Consider the following 25548-nt stretch of genomic DNA (forward strand, 5'->3'; position numbering starts at 1 on the left):
GGAGTGACCGATGTCCGTCATTTATCAGACCACTATCACCCGCATTGGCCAAAGCGCCCGCGAGGCGCTGGGCGACAGCATGCTCATTACCTTTCGCGAAGGCGCACCGGCCGACATTGAAGAATATTGCTTCATTCACTGTCACGGCACGCTCAGCGGCGCCCTGCTGCCCGGCGGCGAGTTACGGCTAGGCGGCAAACATTATCCGGTCACCGCCGTCGGTGATGTGGCCGAGCAGAACCTGCGCGAACTTGGCCACATTACGCTGCGCTTCGATGGACAGCATGAAGCGGAATATCCGGGCACCGTCCACGTAGACGGCCCCGTGCCACAGGCGCTCGCCGCCGGCTGCACACTCACATTCGTTGCATAATTTAAGGAGAGAAGGATGAATCAGGTTGCCGTTGTCATTGGTGGAGGACAAACCTTAGGGGAGTTCCTGTGCCGTGGGCTGGCCGCAGAAGGCTATCGCGTTGCGGTGGTCGATATTCAAAGCGAAAAAGCAGCCCGGGTTGCCAGTGCCATTAATCAGGAGTTTGGCGAAGGCGTGGCTTACGGGTTTGGTGCCGATGCCACCAGCGAGCAAAGCGTGATGGCGCTGGCGCACGGCGTGGATGAGATTTTTAACCGCGTCGATTTGCTGGTCTACAGTGCCGGAATTGCCAAAGCTGGTTTTATTAGTGACGTCGCACTGGGCGATTTTGACCGCGCGTTGCAGGTGAATCTGGTGGGGTATTTCCTCTGCGCTCGCGAGTTTTCCCGTCTGATGATCCGCGACGGCATTCAGGGACGCATCATTCAGATCAACTCGAAATCCGGCAAAGTGGGCAGTAAACACAACTCCGGCTACAGCGCGGCAAAATTCGGCGGAGTGGGCCTGACGCAATCTCTGGCGTTGGATTTAGCGGAATACGGGATAACTGTTCACGCGCTGATGCTCGGCAACCTGCTGAAATCGCCGATGTTCCAGTCTCTGCTTCCGCAATATGCCACCAAGCTTGGCATCAAGCCGGAAGAAGTGGAGCAGTATTACATCGATAAAGTGCCGCTCAAGCGTGGCTGTGATTATCAGGATGTGCTCAACACACTGCTGTTCTATGCCAGTGACAAAGCCTCTTACTGCACCGGGCAGTCTATCAATGTGACCGGTGGGCAAGTGATGTTCTGACAGTGTTTCCCGGCGGCACAAACACAGTGCTGCCGGGCAATGTGAACGTTAACAATCTGGAGAAACCTATGGTCACCGCTCTTATCACCGTTGCCGCTATCGCCTGGATTTGCCAACTGGCGCTGGGCGGCTGGCAAATTCATCGGTTCAATCAGGCTTTCGACCAGCTCGCACAGCTTGGCCGCATCGGCGTGGGCCGTTCTGGCGGGCGCTTTAAGCCACGAGTCGTCATCGCGGTCGCCGTCGATCAACAGGGGATAATTTCCGATTCACTGATCATGCGCGGGATAACCGTCTTCGCCCGAACCCGAAAAATTGAGGCGATCAAAGGGCAGTTGTTCGGGCAAATCGAGCCTGATGTGATCTTTCCCCATGATCAGAGCTGTCAGAATGCTCTATCATTAGCGCTTAAACTGAAACACAGATAATTTCGTTGTAAACGCTCTAAGCTTGCGAAATTATCATTTCGCAACTTAAGGAACTCAGCGCCCATGAAACCACGGCAGCGCCAGGCGGCCATTATCGAGCACCTGCAAAAGCAGGGAAAATGCTCGGTAGAGGACTTAGCCCTTTACTTTGACACCACCGGCACCACCATCCGCAAAGACTTAGTCGCGCTGGAAAACACCGGCGCGGTGATCCGTACTTACGGGGGCGTGGTGCTCAATAAAGATGAAGCCGATCCGCCTATTGACCACAAAACGCTGATCAACACCTCTCAGAAACAGCTCATCGCCGAAGCCGCCGTGGCCTTTATTCATGATGGCGACTCGATAATCCTCGATGCTGGCAGCACCGTGTTGCAGATGGTGCCGATGCTGAGCCGCTTCAACAACATCACCGTGATGACCAACAGCCTGCATATCGTCAACGCCCTTTCTGAATTCGATAACGAACAAACCATTCTGATGCCAGGCGGCACATTCCGTAAGAAATCCGCCTCTTTTCACGGACAATTGGCGGAAAATGCCTTTGAGCATTTCAGCTTCGACAAGCTGTTTATGGGCACCGACGGCATCGATTTGAACGCGGGCGTTACTACCTTCAACGAAGTGTTCAGCGTCAGCAAAGCCATGTGCAATGCGGCCCGCGAAGTCATTCTGATGGCGGACTCGTCCAAGTTTGGTCGCAAAAGCCCGAACATTGTTTGCAGCCTGGAAAGCGTCGACACCCTGATCACCGATGCAGGCATCGAACCGACCTTTAAACAAGCGCTGGAAGCCAAAGGCATTAACGTCATTATCACCGGAGAACGTCATGAATAACCTGCTGTTGAACGCCGGTCGTCAGACCCTGCAAATCGAACTGGAAGAAGCAAGCCGCCTGCCGGATCGTCTGGGTGATGAATTTGTTCGCGCCGCGAAGGCGCTGCTGGAGTGCAAAGGCAAAGTGATCGTCGCCGGGATTGGCAAATCCGGACATATCGGCAAAAAGATCGCCGCCACGCTCGCCAGCACCGGAACGCCCGCGTTCTTCGTTCACCCGGCCGAAGCGCTGCACGGCGACTTAGGCATGATTGAAAGCCGCGATGTGATGCTGTTTATCTCCTATTCCGGCACGGCGAAAGAGCTGGATTTCATCGTGCCGCGCCTGAAAGAGAAATCGGTAACCCTGCTGGCAATGACCGGCAAACCGGGTTCCCCGTTGGGCCTTGCGGCGGCAGCCGTGCTGGATATCGCCGTTGAGCGCGAAGCCTGCCCGATGCATCTGGCCCCAACATCAAGCACCGTCAATACCCTGATGATGGGCGATGCACTGGCGATGGCCGTCATGCAGGCACGTGGTTTTAACGAAGAAGATTTTGCCCGTTCTCATCCTGCGGGAGCGTTAGGCGCGCGGCTGCTGAACAAAGTTCATCACCTGATGCGCACCGACGACCAGATCCCGCAGGTCAAACTGACGACAAGCGTGATGGACGCGATGCTGGAATTAAGCCGCACCGGGCTGGGTCTGGTTGCCGTGTGTGATAACAGCGCAAGGGTCAAAGGCGTGTTCACTGATGGCGATTTGCGTCGCTGGCTGGTCGGTGGCGGCAAGCTGGAAGCTGCCGTGTCAGAAGCGATGACCCAAGGCGGCGTGACGCTCGAAGCAGACAGCCGCGCAGTAGATGCCAAAGACGAACTGATGAAACGCAAAATTGCGGCCGCGCCGGTAGTCGATAAAAACGGTCACCTTTGCGGCGCAATCAACCTGCAGGATTTCTACCAGGCAGGCATTCTCTAAGCTTTCAGCATCGGGTATCACGCACAAGGCAGTGCGTCATACCCTCGCCAGCGATATACCGCCCAGGACACAATCCAGCAGGCCATGAACAGGCCGATAACCACAAAACCCGCGTTGCCCAGGTTCTCATTCAGCGCGCCAACTACCTTCCAGAGACCGCCGCTGAAGCCGAATTTGTCCATCAGCAGCCCCAACGCTTCCAGCCCGCCGATAAACAGCGCCACCACCACAGACGTGCCGGTAATGGTCATGTTGTAATAGAGCTTGCGCTGCGGCTTGTTGAATGCCCACCCGTAGGCACCGACCATCAGCACGTTATCCAGCGTGTCGATAAGCGCCATTCCGCTTGCAAACAGCGCCGGGAAAATCATGATGCTCCAGATAGACATGCCGCTGGAGGCACTGGCAGCAGTGATGCCCAGCACGCCGATTTCTGTCGCGGTATCAAAGCCCAGGCCGAACAAGAACCCGACCAGATACATGTGCCAACTTTTACCAATCAGGCGAAAGGTTTTGCCAAAGATCCAGCTCATCATCCCGCCGCTGGTCGCCACGTCCGCCGTAAACGGCTTGCCCTGACGGAAAGCTCTAAAACTACGCCACACGCTGCGCAGAATAATCAGGTTCACAAAGGCCATCGCCAGCAAGAAAAGGGATGAGACCGCCGTGCCAATCAGGCTGCCGGTATCATGAAACCAGCCCATTTTTTGTTGGAAGGCGGTGGCTGTCGCGGCAATTGCAGCCGATGCCAGCACCACGATGGAAGAGTGACCAAGGGAAAACCAGGCACCGACGCCGAACGGGCGTTTGCCCTGCTGCATCATTTTACGCGTGACGCTGTCGATGGCGGCAATGTGGTCGGCATCCACCGCATGGCGCAGGCCGTATCCCCACGCCAGCAGGCTGGCCGCCATCAGCGCCCCGCTGTGACCAAACACCTGCCATGCCCAGCACCAGGCCAACACATTCGCCAGCAGCAGCGCGCCTGTCAGCAGCGCCGCACGAGGTTGTTGACGTAAAAGCCTAATCAGCATCATCCCTTCCTTTCTTTCTGCCAACGGGCGGCCGCGATGACCGCCTGTCCAAATGAAATCCCGCCGTCGCCTGCAGGCAATCGATGCGGAAATAAAAGTGTAAAACCAGTCAGATAAAACGCCAGCCGCTCGCGAAGAAGCCGGTTATGCAGCACGCCGCCGCCAAAGAACAGCGTGTTGATTTGGGCTTGCCGGGCAAAATGGCGCAACATTTCAGCCAGGCCACAAGCCAGCGCGTCATGAAACGCCCAGGCTTTTTCCGCGTTTGCCGCAGGCCAGTCAAGCCACAACCGCCAAAATGTAGCCATCTCCAGCGCCCCGTTGCGCCACGGCAGCACAATCGGGTGTTTCTCGACTGAGCTTTGTCGGGCTAAAGCTTCAAGCTGGCAGGCCGCTTCCCCTTCATAACTGAGAGATTCAGCCGCGCAACCGAGGCTGCTGGCGACCGCGTCAAACAACCGCCCACAAGAGGAAACGAGCGGCGCGTTAATGCCTCTCTCCACCGCGCGAGCCAGCGCTTCTGCCGGATAATTTTTTAGCGGCAATCGTGATGGCCACTCCGGCACGAACGCCATCCCCTGCGCCAGCAAGTTTCGCCACGGCTGTCGCGCAGCCAGGTCGCCACCCGGTAAAGCTACCGCTGGCAAACCTGCAAGCCGTTCAAACTGGTGATAGTTCACCCGCAGGCATTCCCCGCCCCACAGTTCGCCGTTTTCGCCCATTCCAATGCCGTCGAGCGTAAGAGCAATAACGTCTCCACCGTCGAGCGGCCAGCCCTGTTCCGCCATACAGGCTGCGGCGTGGGCGTGATGGTGAAACACTTCCTCAAGCGGCAGGCCGAGCGCTTTGCCCCACTGCCCGGAGCGATAGCCAGGATGCGCATCCACGACGACTTTTTGGGGTTTAAAATCATAAATCGACTGCATCAGCGCCAGCGCCTTTTGCCACTGCGCTTCCACGCCTTCTTCGCTTAAATCACCAAGATGCTGGCTCAACACGGCCTCTTTACCGCGTACCAGACAGAAGGTGTTTTTCATGTCTGCTCCGCAGCAAAGCATCGGCGGAATGTCGTTGAAGCCAGCAGGCAACGGGATCGCATCCGGCACATAACCCCGCGCCCGGCGCAGCATTTCGCCACTTTCACGTAAGACGGAATCATCCATGCGCTGAACGATATCGCGGTTATGCAGCAGAAATCCGTCCGCTATCTGCGCCAGATCCCTCAGCGCATCCTCATTACTGATAGCCGGAGGCCTGCCGTTAAGATTGCCGGAAGTCATCACCAAAGGGCGATTCAGCGCCTGCATCAACAAGTGCTGAATCGGGTTCGATGGCAGCATAATGCCAACCTCATCAAGCCCTGGCGCAATCTCTTCGCACAGCCCATTGACGGCGTTTTTGGCGACCAGCACGATGGGCGACGCCGGAGAGGTAAGCAACTTTTGTGCCTGAGATGAAAAGCCTTCTGACTGCGCCACCATCACCGCCAACGGCTTAGCCGGGCGATGCTTGCGCGCTCTCAGCAAAGCAACAGCAGCAGGATTTCCGGCATCGCAGGCAAGATGAAAACCGCCCAGCCCTTTCACCGCGACAACACCGCCCTGCGCAATCTTCCCGACCGCAGCCATCAGCGCCGCTTCGCCGTCCACATTTGCCCTACCGTCTTGCCAACTGAGCTGCGGGCCGCATTCGGCACAGGCCACTGGCTGGGCATGAAAGCGACGATCTCGCGGGTCGCGATACTCTTTTTCGCATGCAGGACAAAGGGGAAACGCCGCCATCACAGTGTAGGGGCGGTCATAAGGCATGGCGTGAATAATGGTAAATCGCGGGCCGCAGTGAGTGCAGTTGATAAACGGATAACGGTAACGCCGGTTGTGCGGGTCATTCATTTCAGCGAGACAGGCCGGACACGTCGCCGCATCCGGCACAATTTGCGTGCTCATGGCTCCTGCACCGCTTGCGCGAATGCTGAAATCTTCAGGCGGAGTCTCCCAGTGATAAGGCGTGATATCCGTGGAATCGATACGCGCCAGCGCGGGGCAATGGCGCTGCAAATGGGCAACAAACCCATTATCTGCACCGACAAGGTGCACCAGCACGCCCTCACCGTCGTTGCTGACATCTCCGCAGCGCTGTAACTGCTGCGCAACCTGCCAGACAAACGGCCGAAACCCCACGCCCTGCACTTTGCCCCGAACACGAAGGGCAATTCCGTTCATCGTGCAATCACCAGGCCAGCGCAGTGCGGCGGCGTTTTTCTTCATTCAGTTTTTCAAGCGCCATGCGGTCGATGCAGCTCAGGGCAAACGTTGGGCAAGAAGCAATACAGGCTGGGCCTTCTTCACGGGTATGGCAGAGGTCGCACTTGTTGGCTTCCGCTTTTTCCATCTTCACCTTCATGCCAAAGCCGCTGGTGCGAATGACCGGGCGAACCACCACTTCCATCGCGCCATAAGGGCACGCCACGACACAGGTTTTGCAGCCAATGCAGCGTTCCTGCATCACATGGACAAACCCATTTTCACGGGCGATGGCATTGTTAGGACACACGTTGGCACAGGGCGCATCTTCACACTGGCGACAGGCTGTCGCGGTGGAGATATTCACGCCTTTGATAACATGGATGCGGGGCAAAAAAGTTTGCGGGGTTAACGCCGCGCAGTCCTGATCTTCCTGATGCGCCACGGCGCAAGCCACTTCACAGGTGCGACAGCCAATACATTTGCTCGCTTCCGCGATGATGAAACGGTTCATCCACTCCTCCAGCATTTCGCGTTAAGGCTGGGGCTATGCATTTTCCGCGCCATTATTAAAATGGCTATTTATCAATAGATTAACGATTTCACTCACGAAGTGTCAGCCTGTCATCGTCACTTATGACGACGACAGGACACAAGGTCAGGCAAAGGGGCCCGCAGTGACGGAATCGCGCATGATAAGCTCGCCGGGGAAAGCGTGCTGGAGATTGAATTCACCGCCATCCAGCATAAAAATCAGGCGGTTGATGGTCTCTTCAATCATCGCAGTAACCGGGATTTTCACGCTGGAGAGCGCCGGAATGGTATACGGTGCCAGCGCCACATCATCAAAACCAATCACCGAAACCTGTTCAGGCACGCGTACGCCTTTGGCATGGAGTTGCTTCATCGCGCCAATCGCCATGTCATCGTTACTGGCGACCAGTGCGCTGAATGACACCTTGCGTTCGAGTAACGTTTCCACACCCGTCGCCCCTGTCGCCGGGGTCCATTTCCCTTGGGTAATCAGTTCATCCCGCACGGCGATGCCGTGGCTATTCAGCGCCTCTTTATAGCCCGCCAAACGCTCAATACCCGTCGGTGAATCCAGCGAACCGGTGATAAATGCGATATCACGGTGGCCCTGTTGAATGAGCTGTTCCACCGCCATCTGGCTGGAGGCTTTTTGATCTGACCAGACGCAGTGGCTGCCGTTTTGCCGCAGACGACGGTTGAGCACCATGATCGGTTGTTCGTGGTTACGGATGATTTCATCCATCTCATCGGGGGTCAGAAAACGGGGATAAATGATGATCGCATCGCAGCGCAAATCGAGCAGGTACTGAATCGCCGCCCTTTCTTCTTCCGCACTGTGTTTGCCATCCGCAAGGATCAACTGACGCCCCTGGTCTTCTGTCAGGCGTGCCGCATGAAACAGCAGTTCACTGAAGTAGACGCCGTGATACAGCGTGTTGGTCACCACCAGCCCGAGCGTCTGGCTTTTCTTCGTCGCCAGGTTTCGCGCCAGCAAATTGGGGCGATAGCCGCTCTCCGCAATCGCTTTGAACACTCTGTCTTTGGTGTCCTGGCTGACATAACCATTGCCCGACAGCACGCGGGATACGGTGGCTTTCGACACGCCAGCGCGCTTCGCCACTTCCAGCATCGTTGTCATGTTGCAAATTCCTTACGTTTTAATGGCGGGAAGTTTACTTCAGCGCTGCGGGAATTGCAGCGTTTTGTCTCTCCGAGTTCCACCTGCCAACGCCTTTATCTTCACAGGAGAACAGCCGTCTAATTCTGTTTTTTTAAGAGCAATTACTGATTCGATTAATAAAAGGTTTATTTTGTTTATTAGTGCGAAATTTCATCCCGCTTGCTCATTTCTTATTTATTTAGATTGCCCGACGTTTACGCCAGGAGTAAGACTAAGAAAGTTAAGTCTCTTTTTTACAGTAAAGTCATATACATAAATATAATGAATAAATCAGGAGCATTCATATGTCAGGGTTTATTTATCTCTCGTTAACGGGGGAACAGCAAGGGCTGGTCTCTTCAGGTTGCCTGAGTCAGGCATCAGTCGGAAATAAAGCACAGATAGCACATCGTGACCAAATCTTTATTTTCACTCTGTCCCATACTCTTTCGCGCGAACAAAATGTTAATCATCACAACATCACGCTGATTAAGCCGCTAGACAAATCCTCACCGCTGCTGGCAAAAGCCATTTCAGAAAATGAGGCATTTAGCTGCATCTTTGATTTTTACCGCACAGACCGAACCGGCTGCAGCGAACTTTACTACCAGATAAAACTGAGCGATGCGCGTATTGCTGAGATTGACCTTCACATCCCTCACAATATTCACCATACCGGGGAAGAAGCACAGGAGAGAGTCTCGTTCGCTTACCAAGCGATTAGCTGGGAGCACCGCGTGGCGGGCACCAGCACTTACAGCCTGTGGGAAGAGCGAATTTTCTGACAAATAGCCTTGAGGAATAAAGATGCCTTATTCAAAGTATCCTGGAGGCTCATCCTGGGCCGATTCAATGGGAAGTATTCTGCGCGGGGAGCAGCCCATCAACCAGCTGGTGCCCAACCACCCCTATATTGACAGCCTTCCACATCTGGAGGAGTTGTTAGCCAAAAATACGCAACATATTATGTTGTTTACCCTGGCGGAAGCCCGAGGTGTCCTGAGCGATCTCACTGGCAAAGCGGATGATTTTTTCTCCTATACCCTTGGCGGTGGGAACATCAAAGACATCCTGGATGGCATGAATACCGTCAGGAACTTTTCGACATATCTTGATGAAGCCAATCAACTGGCGTTTAACCTTAAAGGCCTGGGCATCAGGGCAAAAGCCTGCAAATACGGTACTGAGACCTATATCAAAATCACCGGCTATGCGAGTACGCGTCGCATACTTAACGGAACCCGATACAGAGCCAACAGTTTGCAATTGCTGGAACTCGGCATCGGTTGGCGAGGTGCAATTTATAACTTTGCCAGGGCAGTAAGGTTCTGTGTTTATTTTTCACTGGCCTTTCGAGCTATTGAATTGATATTTAAGAAGGAATATACCTTAGTAGATTTTTTTGGCGACGTAATTATGGATACGGCGAAAACATTGGTTTCTACCGTCATAGCCACAATCGCAGGCATTGGGTTAGCATTAGTTAGCAGCCCGCTTATTCTTACAGCAGGATTAATAATCTTTCTCGGTATATATGTAAATTACAAACTAAATAAACTTGACAAAGAAAATGGATGGTCTCAAGCATTCAAAAAAATGATTAGAGAAGCGCTTATCGATGAAATAAAAATGCAAGAATGGAATAAGCAACACATGTCTCCTGATGCATTAGTATATTTTAATAAAAACTATTATTGAAATGGAAACTCCTATGTTAATCACCGCGTTAAAAAACATTGCAATAATTATATGGGCAATCGGTGCAATTACTATATCATACATGGCATTATCTTTTTCCATAGATATTCCTTATCACGACCTGATGTTTATTTTCACCAAAAATGAGTATTTTTGGTTTGATGGAAGGCATATCGCTTACTTATCCGCAGCACCATTTTTAATATTCATCATTTTCATTTTATTCATTATAATATTTAGCAAAGATCATCAGTTCCCGAAGTCTCTGAGCCGATTCAGTGGGATTATAACAATTATCACCCTGATATCCCTCATACTACTGAACATCCTATCTTTATTTTTGTATTTCTACATCATTTTTTTCTCATCCTACAAACATTGTAAGGAGACAACTCTTGAACATTATTTCGCCACGGAATTAGAAGTTTGCCATAGAATTAACAGTCATGATTCTTATTAGCACATAAACATACCGAATAAAGTTATCTTTTCAGAATAAAATTCTGCTGCACATTTCATTATAAACGCAGGTATCATGACAAATAAATTAAATGGTATAATTGATAGCAATATGAAAGGCTATTGTACTAATTTATTAAAACAGCCAGGTCTGCGTATTGTGATCGTTGCGACCAGGGTAATAATTGCTGGACTCATCATGTTTGCGGTGAACTTGCCTTTTCGCGATATGATTTTCATCACTCAAAGTCAGGATTGCTTTTGGTTCAATGGAAAGCGTATCGCATGTTTGGCTGGAGCACCATTGTTAGCGTACTGTATTTTCATGGGAGTTCTGTCAATCTTCTCTGAAACACATCACCCGCCTAAAAAACTGGATGCTTTTGACGATATTGTCGCTATTACCTCTGTAACTCTGGTTGTGCTACTTAGCATGATTGCTACATTTCTTCACTTCTATATCCTTTTGTTTTCCCCATTCAAACCTTGTGAGAAAACAGAGTTAAATGACTACTATGTCATTGATTACAGTACCTGTGCCAGATTTGAGTCTCATGTTTTCTATTAGCATCATTTTTGAATAAGAAACAACGATTTTCAAAAAAACCACAGGCTATTTAAAACAACACATTCATCCTAAAGAATTTGAATTTGTTCCCATTTAAAACCTACACAATTGAGATAATAAATAAAAAAACAAACCCAACATTTTTTGATAAAATCAAAATACGCGCAGCCTGCGTATTTACCATCGTAACAGTAAGTGCTTTTACATTTTTTATCCTTGATCTTCCTTATCAAGATTTAATGCGTTTTTTTAGCGGTAGCAATTATTTTTGGTTCAACGGAAAAGTCATTGCGTTAGCGTGCACTTCACCAATGTTTATCTATATTATTTTATACTCATTTCTCGCATTATTCTCTTCCAGTGCTGAACCTCCTAAAAGGTACCAAAAATACGCAACAATAACGGCCATCTTGTTTTTATCTATTTTTGCATTGCTAAACATTCTATCTCTTGTTTTTTATTTATATCTTACTCTATTTACACCATATAAAACCTGCGAGGATCCCAGATTAAAAGAATACTACGTAACCGATTATGCTATTTGCCTAACAATTAAAGACCCTCGGTTTTTATTAAAAATATAAAGACAGCAATACTCTTTTCTACCGTGTTCTCACTTCATTGAACAGGAATCATGATGGCGTTTCCTTACTTCTGCCGTTCGAACGGTTTAAAAATCCGATATAAATCACAAAATTGAGAATAGTTAAATTTTCATCTTGTTTCACCACGCCGATCTCTTCATGATTTTGTGGAACCGGTTTCCTACACAAAGATTAACCACACCAAGATGGATTAACCCGATGTCAAAAAACTATGCCGCGCTGGCTCAGGATGTTCTGTCCGCGCTTGGGGGGGCCGACAATATCGCCGCCGCCACTCACTGCATGACGCGTCTGCGCTTTGTGCTGAATGACCCAACGCTTGCGGATGTTGCCACGCTGAAAGCCCTTAGCGGCGTGCTCGGCGTGGTGCGCAGTGATAACCAGTGCCAGGTGATTATCGGCAACACCGTTTCACAGGCGTACAAAGAAGTGATGGCGCTGCTACCGGGTAACCTTCAGCCCGCCGTGGAACAAAATCCGCAAAAATGGACGCTGCGTCGCGTGGGTGCGGGCATTCTTGATGCGCTGATCGGCACCATGTCTCCGCTGATCCCGGCGATCATCGGTGGTTCAATGGTGAAGCTGTTGGCGATGGTGCTGGAGATGTCTGGTGTGCTCGCCAAAGGCACGCCAACGCTGACTATTCTGACCGTCATCGGCGATGGCGCATTTTTCTTCCTGCCCCTGATGGTGGCTGCTTCCGCTGCGGTGAAATTCAAAACCAACATGTCGCTCGCCATTGCGATTGCTGGCGTTCTGGTGCACCCAAGCTTTATCGAACTAATGGCAAAAGCCGCGCAAGGGGAACACGTTGAGTTCGCCTTTATTCCGGTCACGGCGGTGAAATACACCTACACCGTTATCCCGGCGCTGGTCATGACCTGGTGCCTGTCGTTTATTGAACGCTGGGTCGACAAAATCACACCTGCGGTCACGAAAAACTTCCTCAAGCCGATGCTGATTGTGCTGATTGCCGCGCCGCTGGCTATTCTGTTGATTGGCCCGATTGGCATCTGGATTGGTACCGCCATTTCCGCGCTGGTGTACACCGTTCATGACTACCTCGGCTGGCTTTCCGTCGCCATCATGGGCGCACTGTGGCCGCTGCTGGTGATGACCGGGATGCACCGCGTCTTTACGCCGACCATCATTCAGACCATTGCCACCACTGGCAAAGAAGGCATGGTGATGCCGTCAGAAATTGGCGCCAACCTGTCGCTCGGCGGCTCGTCACTTGCCGTCGCGTGGAAAACGAAAAACCCGGAACTGCGTCAGACCGCGCTCGCCGCAGCCGCTTCTGCCATTCTGGCGGGCATTTCCGAACCGGCACTTTACGGCGTGGCCATTCGCCTGAAGCGCCCACTGATCGCCAGCTTAATCAGCGGCTTTGTTTGCGGGGCCGTCGCCGGTATTGCCGGGTTGGCGAGCCATTCGATGGCCGCACCAGGGCTGTTCACCAGCGTGCAGTTCTTTGACCCCGCCAATCCGATGACCATCGTGTGGGTGTTTGGGGTGATGGCGCTGGCTGTGGTGCTCTCCTTTGTCCTGACGCTGCTGTTAGGGTTTGAAGACATTCCGGTCGAAGAGGCGGAAAAAGCACGCCAGGCACAAGGCGTTCCTGCTACCGCACAACCGTTAGAAGCGAGGTAAAAGATGTTTCCTAAAGGATTTTTATGGGGCGGCGCGCTGGCTGCGAACCAGTCAGAGGGCGCTTATCTGGAAGGCGGAAAGGGGTTAACCACCGTCGATATGATCCCACACGGCGCAAACCGTATGCCGGTCAAACTGGGGCTGGAAAAACGCTTTAGCCTGCGCGAGGACGAATACTATCCAGGCCATCAGGCCATCGATTTTTACCATCGCTATAAAGAAGATATCGCCCTGATGGCGGAGATGGGCTTCACCGTTTTCCGCACGTCCATCGCCTGGGCTCGCCTGTATCCTAACGGCGATGAACTGACGCCAAACGAAGAAGGCATCGCGTTTTACCGAGACCTCTTCCTGGAGTGCAAAAAGTACAATATCGAACCGCTGGTTACGTTGTGCCACTTCGACGTGCCGATGCATCTGGTGGTGGAATACGGCTCCTGGCGCAACCGCAAAATGGTGGATTTCTTTGCCCGTTATGCGCGTACTTGTTTTGAAGCCTTCGATGGGCTGGTGAAGTACTGGCTCACCTTTAATGAAATCAACATCATGCTGCACAGCCCCTTCTCCGGGGCCGGGCTGGTGTTTGAAGAAGGTGAAAATCAGGAGCAGGTAAAATATCAGGCCGCACATCACGAGCTGATTGCCAGCGCCCTGGCGACCAAAATCGCCCATGAGGTGAACCCGCAAAACCAGGTCGGCTGCATGCTGGCGGGTGGCAACTTCTACCCTTACTCCTGCAAACCGGAAGATGTCTGGATGGCGCTGGAGAAAGACCGCGAGAACCTGTTCTTTATCGACGTGCAGGCGCGTGGCGCTTACCCGGCCTATTCTGCGCGCGTGTTCCGCGAAAAAGGCGTCGTGATTGAGAAAGCGCCAGGCGACGATGACATCCTGAAAAACACCGTCGATTTCGTTTCGTTCAGTTATTACGCCTCACGCTGCGCTTCGGCGGATATGAACGCCAATAACACCAACGCCGCCAACATCGTGAAGTCGCTGAAAAACCCGCACATCAAAGCCAGTGAATGGGGCTGGGGCATCGACCCGCTCGGCCTGCGCATCACCATGAACATGATGTACGACCGCTACCAGAAACCGCTGTTCCTGGTGGAAAACGGCCTGGGTGCGAAAGACGTGGTGGAAGCCAACGGCGAAATCAACGACGACTACCGTATCAGCTACCTGCGCGAACATATCCAGGCGATGGGTGAAGCCATTGACGATGGCATTCCGGTTATCGGTTACACCACCTGGGGCTGCATTGATTTGGTCGCCGCATCAACCGGGGAAATGAGCAAGCGCTACGGCTTTGTGTACGTTGACCGTGATGACGCAGGCAACGGCACGCTGGCCCGCACCCGCAAGAAATCTTTCTGGTGGTATAAGAAAGTGATTGCGAGTAACGGGACGGATCTGAGCTGATTTTTTGCCGGGCGGCGCTGATTGCCCGGTGGCGCTGGCGCTTACCGGGCCTACGGTCGTGTAGGCCGGCGCAAGCGCAGCGCCGCCCGGCAATTTTCACAGTCGCTCAAACCCACCCTCACCTGCCCAATTTTCCAGCCGCTGATACACCACCTCAACCGCCGCTTTCACTTTCTCCGTCATCGGATAATAGAAACCGACAATATCCGGCTGAATGCCGACAAAAATGACCTCGCCGATATCTTCTTCAAGCTGCTCAATCAGGTAGTTAAGCGGCATATTGTGCGTGGTCATCAGGAACATTTCGGCAATGTCGTCCGGGTCCACAATGCGGATATCACCCGGTTCGAGCCCCATATCGGTTGCATCAATAATCAACAATCGTTCTGGCTTGAGTTCGCGAATTGCGGCCACTTCTCTTTCTGGCGCGCTGCCACCGTCAAACACTTGCCAGTCGCCTTTCGGCTGCGCGGCACACATTTCAGCCAGTAACGGGCCGGCACCGTCGTCACCCATCATGCTATTGCCGACACAAAGTAAAACGTTGGTCACCCTTTTCTCCCCCTAAAATGGCCTGAATGCGCAAATTACCCATCGATATCAACGAATGATCCTTAAGGGGTATCTTATATTGCACGCAGCCCGCAAATACTGATCTCAAATAGGGTTGCTGAACCCTTGCGACAATCAGCAATTCCTCTCAACCAGGCTAATGTGATGAATGATGTAAAGAAGTTAGGTGGCAAGAAAATAAGAACCATTCCCATTACAAGCAGTGAATGGAATAATCATTTGATCGCCATGATTAATTCCGGCATCGATCCGGAACTGCTGGAATTCTTTCATCAATTAAAAGATGAGCGTGACGAATATCGCATTCTGGTGGACATCACTAACTCGGTGCTGGCCCATCTCGACCGCGAAGGTCTGGTCAGCGCGATATCCCAGGACATCCATCGCTTTTTTGCCATTCCTTCTGTGGCAATTGCCTTCTTTGACGGCGAACAGGCCAGCACATTCCCGGTGACGGCCTGTGGCTGGTATGACGATAACCAACATTATTGCCAGCAAAAAACCTACCCGTTTACGGCTGGCAAAATCAAAAGCGTGCTGGAAAATGGCCAGCCTCAGGCGGTCGCGTTAACTGAGAATGTGAACGATCCGTTATTAAAGGATTTGTTTTCCGTCGGAATGCGGGCTGTTTTGCTGCTGCCACTGACCTTTAATGCCCACTCGCCAGGCATATTCATTCTTGCGCATACCGATGCCGGCGCTTTTACGCCCGCGGTGTGCTCACTGCTGGGCCAAATAGCCTCACGCATCAGTATTGCCGTGGATAACGCCAATGCGTGGAATGAAATCACTCGCCTGAAAGATTCGTTAAAACAAGAAAATATCTGGCTGAATGAGCAACTGCAAAATGCGGAAAGCCTGAACGACATTATCTATCAGAGCGCAGCGATGAAAAATTTACTTCGCCAGGTGGAAATGGTCGCCATGAGCGACAGTACCGTGCTGCTGCTCGGCGAAACGGGCACCGGTAAGGAGCTTATCGCGCGAGCCATTCACAAACTCAGCCAGCGTTCAGCCAAACCGTTAATGAAGATGAACTGCGCCGCCATCCCGGCCAGCCTGCTGGAAAGCGATCTGTTTGGTCATGAAAAAGGCGCGTTTACCGGGGCCACCAGCACGCACATCGGGCGTTTTGAAATGGCCGATAACGGTTCGCTGTTTCTGGATGAAATTGGCGATATGCCGCTGGAGCTCCAGCCGAAATTGTTGCGCGTGCTGCAAGAACGGGAAGTCGAGCGCCTTGGCGGCAACCAGGTGATTCCAGTCAACGTCAGGATGATCGCCGCCACCAACCGCGATCTGCATCAGATGGTGCAGGATCGTGAATTTCGCAGCGATCTCTTCTATCGCCTGAACGTCTTCCCGATTGTGATCCCGCCGCTGCGTGAACGCCCGGAAGACATTCCGCTGCTGGCAACCTGGTTCACCCAAAAGCTCGCCGCGCGAATGAACAAAACCATCGACACGATTCCCGCCGCAGCGTTAAAAGCGCTGTGCAACTATCCGTGGCCGGGCAATGTTCGTGAGCTGCAAAACGTGATTGAGCGTGCGGTGATCCTGACCCAGGGCAATACGTTAAATCTTCAGCTAAGCGATCTGAAAATCCCCGCCGCGCCAGCCAGCACGCCCCGCGCTCAGCCTGCACCGCTCAAGCTGCCGCCGATGTTTAGCCCGCAGGTGCCGGAAAATGACGAGAGTGAAAAAGAAAAGATTTTACAGGCGCTACGTGAAACCAACGGCATCGTAGCTGGGCCGAAAGGGGCGGCGAAGAAGCTGGGATTGAAAAGAACGACGCTGCTGTCGAGAATGCAGCGTCTGGGGATCAGCACGCGGGATTTGTAACCGCCCCCCGGCGGCGCTTCGCCTGCGCGGGCCTACAAATTCATCATCACATTTTGATTTTGTAGGCCTGATAAGCAAAGCGCCATCAGGCGCTGAGACTGATGACAAACCTCTAACGAATGAAGTTTTGTCATGGGTGGCAGAACAAAAAATAAGGAAAATCAATTCATTGATTTTCGGCTGCTCACCACAAAGAAGGAAAAACCACGCTTTTTCCTTCTTTGTCAGCAATCTGAGCGTCATCAGGCAATCTGCCTTTTCACTATCAGATAGATAGCCGGTTCGCGCTCGATTTCCGCCAGCAGCTCAATCAGCCGCAGACTCCAGCCTTTGTAGGGTTCATCCCCTGTTTTACTGAGTGCCGAAACTGCATTTGCCAGCAGCGACGTATGGGTGGAATCGATGGTGATTTCACCAAAAGTCAGCAGGCCACGCAGCTTACGCCGCCCTTCGCCTTCAGGCAGGCATTTCAGCCATTCGGTATACCCGTCCAGCGGGCATTCCAGTTCCGTTTTCAGGCAGTCGATCATCCCGACGTGATGACCAATCGCCAGCGAGTAATACATCACCTGCTGACTTTCGGCGGGCATATCGTCGTCGCTGTCGACGAACTTCTGTCGCAGCGACCAGAACGTCACTTTTCCTTTGTCGCTCACGCCGTGACCTCCCCGGCGACCACCGCCATCAGGTTATGGATAATTTCGCTCAGGCGCGGATCGTTCTCTTTGCGAAGCCAGGCTTCAACCTCATGCGCCGCTTGTTGCGGCTGCTTATGCTGAATCAGCGTCAGGAACCGCTGGCAGATATCTCCGCCCTGACGATAACCCGCCATTCTGCGAGCTTCCCTTTCCACCGCCACGCGCAGCGCCAACGGCACATCTGGCAGGATCAACGCTGGTTTTTCGTTTTCGCCCTGAACGTGATCCACGCCTTTGAGTTTTTGATCCAGCAAGCCCAATGCCACGGCAAAACCATGAATGGTCGCGGCGGGCGTTGGTGGGCAACCTGGGATCCACACGTCAATGGGCACAATGGTGTCGCTGCCGCCCCACACGCAATAAAGATCGTGGAAAATGCCGCCGCCCACGCCACAAGCCCCGTAGGAAATGCAGATTTTAGGATCGGGCGCAGACTCATAGGCTCGCAACGCGGGTACACGCATCGCGCGAGTCACCGCGCCGGTGAACAGCAAAATATCTGCATGACGAGGGGAAGCCACCACTTTGATGCCGAAGCGCTCCGCATCGAAAACCGGCGTAATGGCGGAGAAAATCTCAATCTCACAGCCGTTACACCCGCCGCAGTCCACGCGATACACGTAGGCTGAACGCTTGATGTCTTTGAGCAGCATTTGCTTCATTCGGGTCGCATCGTCCGCCAGAGTGACGGGCTGGCTAACGTGATGATTAAACTCGCTCATCGGCTTTCTCCACGACGTTAAAACTGAGCCCTTGCTGGTCGTGACGACCCAAGGTTTGCTTGCGTTTGCATGCCGGGCAGGTGGTGAACTGAGATTTCATACTCTCCAGCGCTTCGTCGCTGACGCCCGACTGGCGCAGCAATTCCACGGCATAGTGAGCGGATTTTTCCGGCGTAAAGGGCTGCTGGCAGACTTCGCAATGCTGTAGACGAAACACCGCTTTCACATACAGATCCGCTTTGTTGGTGACCGCCAGTTCGAAATCGTTGGTCAGACGAATGGCCTTGGTTGGGCACACCTCTTCGCAGCGTCCGCAGAAAATGCAGTGGCCGATAAACAGCTGCCAGAGGCGCTCGTTATTTTCAGGATGTGTTTCCATGGTCAGCGCATTCGCCGGGCACGCCATCGTGCAGGCGGCGCAGGCAATACACTGTTCCGGGTTCAGCTCTGGTCTGCCACGAAAATCCGGGCTGATCTCCAGTGGCGCAAACGGATATTTGACCGTTGGCTCGCCCGCTTTAAGGATGGTTTTAAACAGTTTCAGCATTGTTCAGTCCTTACTTGAGCGGCGAGTGCTTGCGCTCAATGCTATAACGTTCAATCTCTTTGTACGGCACCGTGGTCGACTTGCGTTTACGCACATCCACCAGCGTTACCCGGTCGGTGCAGGAGTAGCAAGGATCAAGACTGCCGATGATCAACGGCGCATCAGACACCGTGTTGCCGCGCAGCATATAGCGCAGCACCGGCCAGTTGGCGTAAGTCGCCGCACGGCAGCGCCAGCGGAACAGCTTCTGGTTGTCGCCAAGCATGCTCCAGTGAACGTCTTCCCCACGCGGGGCTTCCACGTATCCGAGTGCAAATTTATGCGGCTGATAGGTGAAGCCTTCCGTGAGCAGAGGGCCATTGCCCATGGTGTCCAGCGCATACTCAATCATCGCCAGCGAATCAAACGTCTCTTTGACACGCACCATCACGCGCGAGAACACATCGCCGCCGTCATAGGCAAACAACGTTTTTGGCAGATTGCCGTAGTCGGAATACGGATGATCGAAGCGCATGTCGCGTTTGAACCCGCTGCCGCGGATCAGCGGCCCAACCGGGCTGTAATCACGCGCTACTTGTCTGTCGAGGATGCCGACGCCCTGCGTACGCTCGCCAATGTTTGGCGTCGAGAGCAGCATATCGACCAGTTGAGTCACTTCGGCACGCATCTCACGAACCAGCTGGATAGTCTTGATGCGCTGCTCTTTGAGGATGTCGCGACGAATGCCGCCAATCAGGTTCAGGCCGTAGGTTTTGCGCGAGCCGGTCAGCATTTCCGCCATCATCATCGATTTTTCACGCACGCGGAAAAACTGCATGAAGCCCGTGTCGAAGCCGACAAAGTGGCTCGAAAGCCCAATGTTCAGCAGATGGCTGTGCAGGCGTTCGACTTCCAGCAGGATGGAACGGATGGTGTGCGCACGCTGCGGCACCACAATCCCCAGCGCGTTTTCGACTGATGTGGTGTACGCCACGCTGTGGGCAAACCCGCAGATGCCGCACACTCGGTCAGAAAGGAAAGTCACTTCGTTATAGCCCATGCGGGTTTCAGCGAGTTTTTCCATGCCGCGGTGAACATAGAACAAACGGTAATCCGCATCGACAATCGTCTCGCCGTCGACAAACAGACGGAAGTGGCCCGGTTCGTCCGAAGTGATGTGCATTGGGCCAATCGGCACCACGCGGGCTTTTTTGTCACCGTCGTTAATGAACGGATAGGTTTCTGTTTCCGTCGTCGGAGCCGGGCGCTGGCGATAATCCATTGCATCTTTGCGCAGCGGATACATCTCGTCCGGCCAGTCGTCCGGCAGCACCAGACGGCGTTCATCCGGCAGGCCAATTGGCTTCAGGCCATACATGTCGCGAATTTCACGCTCGCCCCAGACAGCAGCAGGTACGCGAGGCGTGACGGAAGGAAACTCAAGCGAGTGATCGACTAACGCTTTCACCACCACCCAGCACTTCTCGCCCTCTTCCATCGACAGCGCGTAATACACCGCAAAATGTCCGTTCAGCGTACGTTCATCGTTGCCAAACAGCACTGGCAGCCAGCCACCGCAGCCGTAATAGAGAAATTCAACAATCTCTGACAGCAGGTTAATTTTAACGGTAATGGTCACCTGATCGCCGGTCTGACGCTCTTCATCCAGAATCGCGCCGGGGAATTTTTCCCTCACTGCGGCCAGATACCCCAACCCACGTACATCGCCCTGCGCGAGACCGTTCATATATTGTTGATAACTCACTTCATTTCTCCAGCGCACTCGCGGGTGCTATTACAGTGGGAAGTGACCGCGGCAGACGTTCCAGCCCACGGCCACTGAAAACCTTGCTGCGGGGATGTTTTCATCACAATCGACGCGGCGTTTTCCAGCAGGCGGCTCACCGGCTGCGGAATGTGAGTGCCCATCACCAACATAAGCACCAGCAGAATCGCCATCGGCAGCGTGGTCAGCAGACCCAGTTCGCCTTTGCTGGTAGCTTCAGGCGCGGTACCAAACAGCAGGCAAGCCACCATTCGTACCAACCCGCCGAGCACCACCGTCAGCAACAGCAGCAGGCCGATAGTCAGCCAGATATGTCCCCCAGCCAGGCCCGCGGTGACGGTCATAAACTCACTGAGGAACACGTTGAACGGTGGCATACCGCCAAGTGCCAGCGCACCGCCAGCCAACAGCACGGCGCTAAAAGGCATCAGCTTCAGCATGCCGCGCACCACGCCTAAGTCACGGGTGCCGTACTTCAGCAACACGTTACCGGAACCACAAAACAGCAACGTTTTCGCCAGGCTGTGGTTGAGGGTGTGCAGCAGTGCTGCCAGCACCCCCAGCGGCCCACCGATCCCCAGCGCCACGGCGATAAGCCCCATGTTCTCAACGCTGGAATAAGCCAGCAGGCGTTTCACATCCTGTTGCACCAGAATGAAGAACGCGGCCACCGCCACCGACAGCAGGCCAAAAATCATCAGCAGCATGTTCGGGAACTGAGTGCCAATTGTGCTGGTAATAATGATGTGGAAACGAATGATGACCAGCAGCGCGCAGTTGAGCAGCACCGCGGAAAGCAGCGCACTCGTTGGGCTTGGCGCTTCACTGTGCGCATCAGGCAGCCAGGCGTGCATCGGGAACAGCCCGGTTTTGGTGCCAAAGCCAATCAGCACGAAAACAAAGGCGAGGTGCATTAAGGTCGGATCGAGCTGTGAGGCGTGTTTGAGCACTTCACTCCAGAAAATGGCGTTGTGCGCATCTGGCATGAAGCTGGCCGCGTTGGCGTACACCAGAATGGTGCCGAACAGGCCGAACGCCACGCCCACCGTACAGATGATGATGTACTTCCAGGCCGCTTCAAGCGATGAACGCTGACCGTAAATGCCCACCAGAAACGCCGAACTGAGCGTGGTGGCTTCTATCGCCGCCCACATCACAATCAGGTTGTTGCTGGTGACGACCAGCATCATGGTGAACAGGAACAGGTGGAAGAAGCCGTAGTAGTTGCACAGCGTGGTGACGGAAATTTCCCCTTCGTCCACTTCGTGGCGCATATAGCCAATCGAATAAAGGCCAGTCAGGCAGCCAATAATCCCCAGAAGCGCAAGGAACAGCGCGCTCAGGCTATCAACGTGCAGCCACAGGTTGTCCGAGAACATCTCGCCTTGCTGATAAACCACGCTGACGGCGTAAAGCGTTACGCCCAACAGCGCGGCAATACCTACGGCGTGCAGAAATGTTACCGCCGCACGCGAGCCAGAACCCAACAATTGACAGGCAAACGCCAGCAGCGAAAACAGCAGCGGCGTCAGCAGTAACAGGGTGAAAATAGCAGTATGACTCATTGTGTTATCCCTTCAGCGCCGTCAGTTGATCCACATCGAGCGTGCCGAGCGTGCGCCAGATTTTTCTCACCAGCAGCACCATGACAATCACCGCGAAAATCGCGTCGGTGGCGATGCCAATCTCCACCAGCTCCGGCGCTTTATGCGCCAGCAGCGCCAGCACCAGGTGCGAGCCGTTCTCCATCAGGCAGTAGCCAAACACCTGTTTGAGAATGTTGCGCTGGGTGACGATGCACAGCAGGCCAAGCAGGAAATGGCCCAGCGCCACCGACAGCGCAGGTTTTAAATCCTGCAACAGCGGCAACTGCACCGGGCGCACCACGTACCAGCACAGCACCACAATCACTGCGGCGGCTATTGTCAGCATCGTCGGGCTGATCAGGCTGGCATCGGCTTTCGGGTCTGCCAGCTTGCGTAGCGCAAAGCCCATGATCAGCGGCACCAGAATCACTTTGGTGAGCAACGCGCTGAAAGACCACATCAGCAGTTGTTCAGAATCGAGCGTCCGGGAGAGCGTGAAGAAAATCAGCACCAGTACCAGCGACTGCAGGGCATAGAACCAGCAGGAGCTGCGCGGGTGTTTCGCCCCAATCACCAGCAGTGATGTCACCATCATCAGCCCGGCGAGGTTATTAACGAGTAAGGCTCCGGTCATCATCGACTCCCTTAATTAAGCCAGTACGCAGCCATGACGCTGGAAAGCAGCGACATCACTACCAGAACGACCAACACAGCGCGCATCGCCATCGGCAGCGGTGACATCTGCGCCACTTCCGGCCCTGGTTCCCCAGGCACCACGCGCCCGAACCAGTAAATCAGCCACGCGAAGCTCGCCACGGACTCCACCAGCGCCAGCACCATGACCGGCAGCAGTTGCCAGTGTTCTGACGAGAGCGTGAACCCGGCGGCAAAGACAGGAAATTTGCTGAAGAAGCCGTTGAACGGCGGCACCCCGGCAATCGCCAGGGCAGCGACGCAGAAACCAATACCCAGCAGTGGGGATTTGCTCATCACGCCGCGCAGTTTTGGCAACAGACGAGTCCCGCAGCTGTAGCTGAATGCCCCGGCAACGAGGAAGAACAGGCTTTTGGCAAACGCGTGGTTGAAGATGTAGGCAATGCCGCCGTCCAGCGCCTGTTTTGACCCCAACGCCGCCATCGACAACGCAAGGAACATCCACGCCAGTTGAGTGATGGTCGACCAGGCCAGCAGGCGTTTCATGTCCTTCTGCGGCAGGTACATCATGAAGCCGTAAATCATGGTAATGGTCGCCATTACAATGCCGACCCAACCGATGACGTGCGGCACGTTGCCGCCTTCCAGAATGGCGCGGGCAAAGATGTAAACACCGACCTTGACCATGGACGCTGCGTGTAAGTAAGCGCTAACTGGGGTTGGCGCTTCCATCGCATCCGGCAGCCAGGCTTGCATCGGCAACTGTGCGGATTTGCCCCACGCCGCAAACAGGATGCCGCCGTAAACCACGTAGCTGGCGGTGCCGTGCAGCTGGCTTAATGCGCTAAGCGCAAAAGTGCCTGTATTGAGGAATAACGTGGCGGCCGCGAGGTAAAGCCCAAGCGAGGCCACGTGGGTTATCAGCAACGCTTTCATCGCCGAACGCTGAGATTTTGGCGTCTGATAATAACCAATCAGCGCCCACGAACAGCCACCGGTAATTTCGAAAAACAGCAGTTGCCCCAGCAGGGTGGAAGAAAGGACCAGCCCCGCCATCGCGCCGATGAAGATAAGCAGAAAGGCGTAGTAGCGATTGCCGCCATCATGCGGATGCTCGCGGTTGCCGCTGGTCAGGTAGCCCATGGAATAAAGGCTTACCAATAACCCGAGGAACACTACCGCAAACACAATCAGCGTGCTGATGCGGTCGACCGTAAAGCCAAACAGCGCCACGCCGTGCACGCTGACGAGCGTATAAGTCACATCAACTTTACCGCCCGCAAGAAACTGCCACCCCAGAATCACCGTGCCAAGCGTTGCCAGCAAGGCAAACAAGGTGCAGATTTTTTTCGCCAGCCGCTGCGGCGCACAGGCCGTCAGCAGCGCACCGACAAACGGCACCAGCAGAGTCGTCAGAGCTATGTTTTCCATCATTTAACGGCGCTCCTTACAGACCGGTAAAATAGAAGACGAAGGCCAGCGCGGACACGCCAAAGCCAAGCCAGGTCACGCGGTGCGTCAGCAGGAAACGGCCTCGCGCCAGCGAGTTTTCCACAAGCGAAGCCAGCACAAACACCACCAGCAACTTGACGACCATCACCACAAGCGCCAGCAGTAAAGCCGATGCCGTCAGGCTTGCGGCTTTGCCGAACGGAATAAACACCGCAAGGAACAGTTCGGCGACCACCACCTGCTTGAGGCCAATCCCCCATTTCACCAGCGCGAAGTCAGACCCTGAATATTCGGTAAGCGGCCCTTCCTGTAGCTCCTGCTCGGCTTCGGCGACATCAAACGGGATTTTGCCCATTTCGATAAACGAGGCGAAACCGCAGGCCAGAAATGCCATGAAAATCGCCAGCGGCGAAGACCAGCCTTCCGCCAGCGTGGCGCTAATGGTGCCGATGTTGGTGGAGCCGACAATCAGCGCCACCACAATCAGGCCGAGGATCAGAATCGGTTCGACCAGAATGCCCAGCGTCAGCTCGCGGCTGGCGCCAATTCCGGCAAACGGTGAACTGCTGTCCAACCCGGAGAGCGAGAAGAAGAAGCGAAACAGCGCGAACAGATACAACAGCGTGATGAGATCGCCTGCGCCGCCAAACGGTGAGGTTTGAGTAAACACAGGCAGCGCCATGGCGACCAGCAGCATGCTGCTGAGCAGCACCCACGGCATCACACGGAACATTGCTCCGGATTGATCGGGCCCGACGGGCTGGCGTTTGAACAGTTTGCCGAGATCCCGATAATCCTGAAGAATGCCCGGCCCGCGGCGTGAGTGCATACGGGCGCGGATCTGGCGGGAAATCCCGGTCATTAACGGCGTCAGCGCCAGCAGAATGGCGGCCTGACAAACCGCAAACAGCCCCATGCCCCACTCTGGCGTTTGTTGGATTAACAT

24 protein-coding genes are annotated in these 25548 nt (G+C 53.9%); 11 read left to right on the plus strand and 13 right to left on the minus strand.

Translation table 11 applies throughout. From position 1 onward, the window contains the following. Window positions 1-10 precede the first annotated feature (10 nt). The 5 genes from srlB to gutQ all read left to right on the plus strand — a co-directional run bounded on the left by srlB (window position 11) and on the right by gutQ (window position 3391). Window positions 11-373, plus strand: a complete 363-nt coding sequence (srlB, locus tag ACLW56_RS11450) for a PTS glucitol/sorbitol transporter subunit IIA (RefSeq protein ID WP_330983898.1) — start codon at window positions 11-13, stop codon at window positions 371-373. 15 nt (window positions 374-388) lie between these two features. Then, on the plus strand, window positions 389-1168 hold the full coding sequence (gene srlD, locus ACLW56_RS11455) for a sorbitol-6-phosphate dehydrogenase (protein ID WP_330983899.1): 780 nt from the start codon (window positions 389-391) through the stop codon (window positions 1166-1168). 68 nt (window positions 1169-1236) lie between these two features. Beyond that, on the plus strand, window positions 1237-1596 hold the full coding sequence (gene gutM / locus ACLW56_RS11460; protein WP_330983900.1) for a transcriptional regulator GutM: 360 nt from the start codon (window positions 1237-1239) through the stop codon (window positions 1594-1596). Between the two features lie 63 nt (window positions 1597-1659). After that, window positions 1660-2433: a glucitol operon DNA-binding transcriptional repressor SrlR gene (gene srlR, locus ACLW56_RS11465; protein ID WP_330983901.1), complete on the plus strand. Its 774-nt coding sequence runs from the start codon at window positions 1660-1662 to the stop codon at window positions 2431-2433. Beyond that, a complete protein-coding gene (gene gutQ, locus ACLW56_RS11470; protein WP_330983902.1) occupies window positions 2426-3391 on the plus strand; it encodes an arabinose-5-phosphate isomerase GutQ in 966 nt (321 codons plus the stop codon). Before srlR ends, gutQ begins: the two co-directional genes overlap by 8 nt. Before the next feature lie 17 nt (window positions 3392-3408). On the opposite strand, the gene ACLW56_RS11475 is transcribed toward gutQ, so the two are convergent. The 4 genes from ACLW56_RS11475 to ACLW56_RS11490 form a co-directional block, all read right to left on the minus strand. Then, complete coding sequence (locus tag ACLW56_RS11475) at window positions 3409-4425, minus strand: HoxN/HupN/NixA family nickel/cobalt transporter (RefSeq protein WP_330983903.1); 1017 nt, start codon at window positions 4423-4425, stop codon at window positions 3409-3411. Further along, window positions 4425-6647, minus strand: coding sequence for a carbamoyltransferase HypF (gene hypF / locus ACLW56_RS11480; protein WP_330983940.1), 2223 nt, complete (start codon window positions 6645-6647; stop codon window positions 4425-4427). The genes ACLW56_RS11475 and hypF overlap by 1 nt, the downstream gene beginning before the upstream one ends. Before the next feature lie 7 nt (window positions 6648-6654). Continuing rightward, window positions 6655-7182 (minus strand): electron transport protein HydN, encoded by a 528-nt coding sequence (hydN, locus tag ACLW56_RS11485; RefSeq protein WP_330983904.1) that lies wholly within the window; start codon window positions 7180-7182, stop codon window positions 6655-6657. Window positions 7183-7326: 144 nt separating this feature from the next. After that, on the minus strand, window positions 7327-8340 hold the full coding sequence (locus tag ACLW56_RS11490) for a LacI family DNA-binding transcriptional regulator (RefSeq protein WP_330983905.1): 1014 nt from the start codon (window positions 8338-8340) through the stop codon (window positions 7327-7329). Between the two features lie 326 nt (window positions 8341-8666). On the opposite strand from ACLW56_RS11490, the gene ACLW56_RS11495 reads away from it, so the two are divergent. The 5 genes from ACLW56_RS11495 (at window position 8667) to ACLW56_RS11515 (ending at window position 14763) form a co-directional block, all read left to right on the plus strand. Further along, window positions 8667-9146: an Hcp family type VI secretion system effector gene (locus ACLW56_RS11495; RefSeq protein WP_330983906.1), complete on the plus strand. Its 480-nt coding sequence runs from the start codon at window positions 8667-8669 to the stop codon at window positions 9144-9146. Window positions 9147-9168: 22 nt separating this feature from the next. Beyond that, complete coding sequence (locus ACLW56_RS11500) at window positions 9169-10059, plus strand: hypothetical protein (RefSeq protein ID WP_330983907.1); 891 nt, start codon at window positions 9169-9171, stop codon at window positions 10057-10059. A gap of 535 nt (window positions 10060-10594) precedes the next feature. After that, window positions 10595-11086, plus strand: coding sequence for a hypothetical protein (locus ACLW56_RS11505; protein WP_330983908.1), 492 nt, complete (start codon window positions 10595-10597; stop codon window positions 11084-11086). Between the two features lie 803 nt (window positions 11087-11889). Further along, entirely contained in the window at window positions 11890-13341 is a 1452-nt protein-coding gene (gene ascF / locus ACLW56_RS11510) for a PTS cellobiose/arbutin/salicin transporter subunit IIBC (protein ID WP_330983909.1), read from the plus strand. Window positions 13342-13344: 3 nt separating this feature from the next. Further along, window positions 13345-14763, plus strand: coding sequence for a 6-phospho-beta-glucosidase (locus ACLW56_RS11515; protein ID WP_330983910.1), 1419 nt, complete (start codon window positions 13345-13347; stop codon window positions 14761-14763). A 96-nt stretch (window positions 14764-14859) separates the two neighbouring features. On the opposite strand, the gene hycI is transcribed toward ACLW56_RS11515, so the two are convergent. Beyond that, complete coding sequence (hycI, locus tag ACLW56_RS11520) at window positions 14860-15315, minus strand: hydrogenase maturation peptidase HycI (protein ID WP_330983911.1); 456 nt, start codon at window positions 15313-15315, stop codon at window positions 14860-14862. A gap of 249 nt (window positions 15316-15564) precedes the next feature. On the opposite strand from hycI, the gene ACLW56_RS11525 reads away from it, so the two are divergent. Next, window positions 15565-17178, plus strand: coding sequence for a sigma 54-interacting transcriptional regulator (locus ACLW56_RS11525; RefSeq protein WP_330983941.1), 1614 nt, complete (start codon window positions 15565-15567; stop codon window positions 17176-17178). Between the two features lie 242 nt (window positions 17179-17420). Here the strand turns inward: ACLW56_RS11525 and ACLW56_RS11530 are convergent, their stop codons facing one another. Genes ACLW56_RS11530 through ACLW56_RS11565 form a run of 8 tightly spaced genes read right to left on the minus strand, consistent with a single transcriptional unit; the run spans window position 17421 to window position 25548 of the window. Then, window positions 17421-17834 (minus strand): formate hydrogenlyase maturation HycH family protein, encoded by a 414-nt coding sequence (locus ACLW56_RS11530; RefSeq protein WP_330983912.1) that lies wholly within the window; start codon window positions 17832-17834, stop codon window positions 17421-17423. Next, window positions 17831-18598 carry an NADH-quinone oxidoreductase subunit B family protein gene (locus ACLW56_RS11535; RefSeq protein ID WP_330983913.1) on the minus strand — a complete coding sequence of 256 codons (768 nt, stop codon included), beginning with the start codon at window positions 18596-18598 and terminating at the stop codon, window positions 17831-17833. The genes ACLW56_RS11530 and ACLW56_RS11535 overlap by 4 nt, the downstream gene beginning before the upstream one ends. Then, window positions 18585-19145, minus strand: coding sequence for a hydrogenase 4 subunit H (gene hyfH, locus ACLW56_RS11540; RefSeq protein ID WP_330983914.1), 561 nt, complete (start codon window positions 19143-19145; stop codon window positions 18585-18587). Before hyfH ends, ACLW56_RS11535 begins: the two co-directional genes overlap by 14 nt. Before the next feature lie 10 nt (window positions 19146-19155). Further along, window positions 19156-20871, minus strand: a complete 1716-nt coding sequence (locus ACLW56_RS11545) for an NADH-quinone oxidoreductase subunit C (RefSeq protein WP_415377763.1) — start codon at window positions 20869-20871, stop codon at window positions 19156-19158. 14 nt (window positions 20872-20885) lie between these two features. After that, the gene (locus ACLW56_RS11550) at window positions 20886-22475 is read right to left on the minus strand and encodes a hydrogenase 4 subunit F (protein WP_330983916.1); all 1590 of its coding nucleotides are present in this window, start codon (window positions 22473-22475) and stop codon (window positions 20886-20888) included. A gap of 4 nt (window positions 22476-22479) precedes the next feature. After that, window positions 22480-23130, minus strand: coding sequence for a hydrogenase 4 membrane subunit (gene hyfE / locus ACLW56_RS11555; protein WP_330983917.1), 651 nt, complete (start codon window positions 23128-23130; stop codon window positions 22480-22482). A gap of 11 nt (window positions 23131-23141) precedes the next feature. Next, entirely contained in the window at window positions 23142-24581 is a 1440-nt protein-coding gene (locus tag ACLW56_RS11560) for a hydrogenase 4 subunit D (RefSeq protein WP_330983942.1), read from the minus strand. 16 nt (window positions 24582-24597) lie between these two features. Next, window positions 24598-25548, minus strand: a complete 951-nt coding sequence (locus ACLW56_RS11565; RefSeq protein ID WP_330983918.1) for a respiratory chain complex I subunit 1 family protein — start codon at window positions 25546-25548, stop codon at window positions 24598-24600.

It is taken from the genome of Pantoea sp. sgz302252, assembly GCF_047713085.1.
In the GTDB taxonomy this organism is placed as follows: Bacteria; Pseudomonadota; Gammaproteobacteria; order Enterobacterales; family Enterobacteriaceae; genus Scandinavium.